We start from the raw sequence: 4,154 nt of genomic DNA on the forward strand, positions 1-4,154 counted from the left end.
CCCACCACCCCGCCGTCGACCACCGCTCCGACGCCCACGGAGACGGGCACGCAGGAGAACAGCCCCAGCATCTCCGCCTCCTCGTCCCTCGGCGGCCCGTCCGCCCCCGGTGCCGGCGACAGCTCGGACACGCCCGCCTGAGGGGAGAACCGGAGTACGGGGAAGGCCCCGGGCGCGTCCACCGCACCCGGGGCCTTCCCCGTACCGCCCGCCGTTCTCAGAACAGCCGCAGTTTGTCGTCCTCGATGCCCCGCATCGCGTTGTAGTCCAGGACCACACAGCCGATCCCGCGGTCCGTCGCCAGGACCCGGGCCTGCGGCTTGATCTCCTGCGCCGCGAAGACGCCCCGGACCGGCGCGAGGTGCGGATCGCGGTTGAGCAGCTCCAGGTAGCGGGTCAGCTGCTCGACGCCGTCGATCTCACCGCGCCGCTTGATCTCGACCGCGACCGTCGCTCCGTCGGAGTCCCGGCAGAGGATGTCCACCGGGCCGATCGCGGTCGGGTACTCGCGGCGGATCAGGGAGTACCCCTCGCCGAGGATCTCGATGCGGTCGGCGAGCAGCTCCTGGAGGTGCGCCTCGACGCCGTCCTTGATGAGTCCCGGGTCCACGCCGAGCTCGTGCGAGGAGTCGTGGAGGATCTCCTCCATCGTGATGATCAGTTTCTCGCCCGCTTTGTTGATCACGGTCCACACGCCCGTCTCGTCGCCCGCGCCCTCCTTGAGCGTGCAGGGCGGGGACATCCAGTTGAGCGGTTTGTACGCCCGGTCGTCCGCGTGGATGGAGACGCTGCCGTCTGCCTTGACGAGGATCAGACGGGGCGCGGAGGGCAGGTGGGCCGTGAGCCGGCCCGCGTAGTCCACGGAGCAACGGGCGATGACGAGACGCATGGTCGGCAACGCTACAAGACGGGCCCTCTTCCGCGCGATTCGGGCATCGCCCCGGCCTCCCGCGGGCATGATCCTGAGCCGAACACCCGTCGGTTATCAGCCGGTTGTCCTCCCCATCTCCTGGTGCGTGCAGGACTGCGCGCTTACCGTGGAAGCTGGAGGTCGTCGTCCGTGCACGCTGCGTGGCGGGCGGCCGGGCCTTCGCCCTGCCCGCAAGACCCCGTACGCGGGGTCGCGAGAGGAGAACCCATGTCGCTCGACGTCTCACCGGCACTGTTGGAACAGGCCGAGCGAGGCGAGGTCGACGAAGCCGACTTCGTCGACTGCGTCCGGACCTCCCTGCCCTACGCATGGGAGATGATCAGTTCTCTGGTGGCCCAGCTGAAGGTCGACGGCGGAGAGTTCGCCGACAACCAGACGCCGCCGCCGAATGAGCAGGCACGTGGTCAGCTGCTGCGCGCGCTCGCGAGCGACGCCATTCGTGGTGCGCTGCAGCGGCATTTCGGGGTGCGTCTCGCCTTCCAGAACTGCCACCGGGTGGCGGTGTTCCCGCAGGACCCGTCGGTGGACGAGCGGCTCGCCCGCTTCACGTCCGTACGGGGGCAGCTGCTGAACCAGTCGCCGGAACTGCGCGACTGCTGAGCCCCGGTGCTGTCGCTCCGCATCGCGGGAGACGCGGCCGATGCGCGCCGACGCGCATCACCGCGCGGAGGTGCCGGAGCGGCAGCACAGCCCCGAACGGCGGTGCGCCGCCCGCACGGAGGGCCCGCCCCGCAGCCAAGGCCTGCCCCGCATCCAAGGCCCGCTCCGCCGGCGATCACACGTCCGTGCGCGGGGTCAGACGAGCAGCGGCAGGACCTCCGCGCCGAGCCGCCGTACGTTCTCCTCGGTCGCCGCGAGATCGCCCGTGCCCTCGGCGAGCAGGGCGTGACGGGTGATGCCCGTGCGCTCCGCCGTCGCCGCGAGCCGGTCCGCCGCCCGTCGGGGGGTGCCCACCGGGTGCAGCCCGCACAGCAGCTCGGCGTACGCCACGGGGTCCCGCATCGCCCGCCGCCGGCCGTCGACGGTCACATGCGCGTCGAGCCCCTGCTTCAGCCAGCCCGGCATCGCCTTCACCAGCGCCTCGGCCGCGTCCGCCCCCCGGTCCGCGAGCTGGGCCACCCCCGCCGAGACGTGCTGCGCCCCGATCCGGGCGATCTCGTCCGGGTCCCGGCCGGCCTCCCGCGCGCAGCGCCGCCAGGCCGCGACCATCTCCGCCTTCTCCTCGTCGCCGCAGTGCATGCCGAGCAGCATCGGCAGCCCGCGCTCGGCGGCCAGCCGCACGCTCCTCGGGGACGTGCAGGCGACGACGACCTCGGGCGCCGGGTCCCCGCCGATCAGCTCGTCGGCGCGGGGCACCACCGGCACCTCGCGGAAGGCGAATCGTTCTCCCTCGGCACCGACCCGGGGCTCCGAGAGCCAGCGCAGCAGCAGGTCGAGCGCCTCGGGGAAGCCCTCCTCGTACGCGGTGAGGCCCGCGCCGAAGACCTCCAGGTCCACCCAGGGACCGCCCCGGCCCACCCCCAGGGTGAACCTGCCGCCCGAGGTGAGGTGCAGCAGCGCCGCCTGCTCGCCCAGGGCGACCGGGTGCACGTTCGGCAGGACGCTCACCGCCGTGCCCACCCGCAGCCTTCGGGTGCGGCCCAGGAGCAGGGCGGCCAGCGTCACGGCCGAGGGACAGACCCCGTACGGCACGAAGTGGTGCTCGGCGAGCCAGACCGCGTCGAGGCCCGCCTCCTCGGCCACCTCGGCGGTCCGCACCGCCCGGTGCAGGGCCTCGCCCTGCCCCTGGCCCGGGAACTGCGCTGCCAGAACGAACGTACCCACGCGCATCGCCTTGTGCCTCCTCTGCGGCCGACGCGTAACTCGCCTCGCACTGGCACCAACGTCTGACACGTGCCAAAGGCAACGGCCGTTCATGAAGTTCTTGCGATTTTCGGCTAAGCCGCCGCGGACGGGGCCCGGGGCACCGTGTCGCGGCCCGTAGGCTGGAGGGAACGGTCCGTGTTCCCAGACCCCCGTGAGGTGTGCCCGTGTCCCCGCGCCACAACCGCTCCCGAGGCGGCGAGAAGCCCGAGTCGCAGCCGGGCGACCACGGCCACCGGTACGGCGGCGCCCAGCGCACCGAGACCTGGCAGGGCGAGGAGTGGTACGTCCGCCTGGTCGCCGGGGCGAGCGCGCCCGGCAAGCGCTACCGCTGCCCCGGCTGCGACCAGGAGATCCCGGCCGGCGCCCCGCACGTGGTCGCCTGGCCCGAGTGGGGCGGCGTGGACGACCGCCGCCACTGGCACAAGGCCTGCTGGAACGCGAAGGACCGCCGCACCAGCAGGGTGCAGCGGTCCAGGAACGCGCCGAAGTACTGAGCCCGGAGCCGGCCCTACACGTCTACACGTCCCGGCTGTTCAGCAGGGCGTAGGCGCCGGCCAGCGCGACCCCCGCGACCCCGGCCATGATCAGCAGCGGCTCCCAGCCCGACGGACCGGCGTCGCCGAACGGCGGCTGCGCCGCGTACAGCGCGATCATCTGCGAGGGGATCGCGTACGTGAAGAGCCACTCCTGCACCGACTTCAGCGCCGCGGAGAACATGAACAGGGCCGCCACCAGCGGCAGCAGCAGCAGACCGATCATCACCGTGATCGCGCCGGCCGAGTGGCGGATGAGCGTGCCGAGCGCCAGCGAGAGCAGCCCCAGCAGGGCCAGGTAGGCGCCCGCGCCGACCGTCGCCCGCAGCCAGTCCGACGCCGACGGCGCGGCCGCCGAGTCCACCAGGGCGACCTGCCCGAGTCCCACCAGCGCGGCGACCACCGTCGTCACCGTGAAGACCAGCAGGAAGAAGACGATGGCCTTCGCCGTCAGCACCCGGGCCCGGCTCGGGCAGGCCGTCAGGGTCGTACGGATCATGCCGGTGCCGTACTCGGAGGCGATGGTCAGCACCCCGAGCGTGATCACGCAGATCGAGGCCGGCAGCATCCCGAAGAAGCCGAAGCCGAGCGCGGACTCGTCGCCCATCGGCGCCTCGGAACTCGCCGCGATCGCCGCCACGCCCAGACCGATGGTCAGCATCAGCAGGACCATGACCCCGAGCGTCCACAGCGTCGAGCGCACCGAGCGGATCTTCGTCCACTCGGAGGCCAGCGCGTCACCGAGGTGCGCCCTGCGGACCGGGATCGGGGAGACGTAGGAGTGCGGCGCCGGAGCGTGGTGCGGGGCGGGGGCGGTCATCGGG

At 72.7% G+C, this 4,154-nt stretch carries 5 protein-coding genes; 2 read left to right on the top strand and 3 right to left on the bottom strand.

Features of this window, described 5'->3' with window-relative positions; all coding sequences use genetic code 11:
• Positions 1-217: 217 nt before the first annotated feature.
• Complete coding sequence (nucS, locus tag EAO70_RS31540; protein ID WP_148006210.1) at positions 218-889, bottom strand: endonuclease NucS; 672 nt, start codon at positions 887-889, stop codon at positions 218-220.
• A gap of 249 nt (positions 890-1,138) precedes the next feature.
• On the opposite strand from nucS, the gene EAO70_RS31545 reads away from it, so the two are divergent.
• A complete protein-coding gene (locus EAO70_RS31545; RefSeq protein ID WP_148006211.1) occupies positions 1,139-1,531 on the top strand; it encodes an SCO5389 family protein in 393 nt (130 codons plus the stop codon).
• A gap of 195 nt (positions 1,532-1,726) precedes the next feature.
• On the opposite strand, the gene EAO70_RS31550 is transcribed toward EAO70_RS31545, so the two are convergent.
• Positions 1,727-2,761: an LLM class flavin-dependent oxidoreductase gene (locus EAO70_RS31550; RefSeq protein ID WP_148006212.1), complete on the bottom strand. Its 1,035-nt coding sequence runs from the start codon at positions 2,759-2,761 to the stop codon at positions 1,727-1,729.
• A gap of 200 nt (positions 2,762-2,961) precedes the next feature.
• On the opposite strand from EAO70_RS31550, the gene EAO70_RS31555 reads away from it, so the two are divergent.
• Positions 2,962-3,291 (top strand): ATP/GTP-binding protein, encoded by a 330-nt coding sequence (locus tag EAO70_RS31555; RefSeq protein WP_148006213.1) that lies wholly within the window; start codon positions 2,962-2,964, stop codon positions 3,289-3,291.
• A 22-nt stretch (positions 3,292-3,313) separates the two neighbouring features.
• Here EAO70_RS31555 and EAO70_RS31560 read toward each other — a convergent pair whose 3' ends face one another.
• On the bottom strand, positions 3,314-4,150 hold the full coding sequence (locus tag EAO70_RS31560; RefSeq protein WP_148006214.1) for an ABC transporter permease: 837 nt from the start codon (positions 4,148-4,150) through the stop codon (positions 3,314-3,316).
• Positions 4,151-4,154 lie beyond the last annotated feature (4 nt).

The sequence above is a fragment of the Streptomyces sp. adm13(2018) genome, assembly GCF_008042145.1.
Lineage (GTDB): Bacteria > Actinomycetota > Actinomycetes > Streptomycetales > Streptomycetaceae > Streptomyces.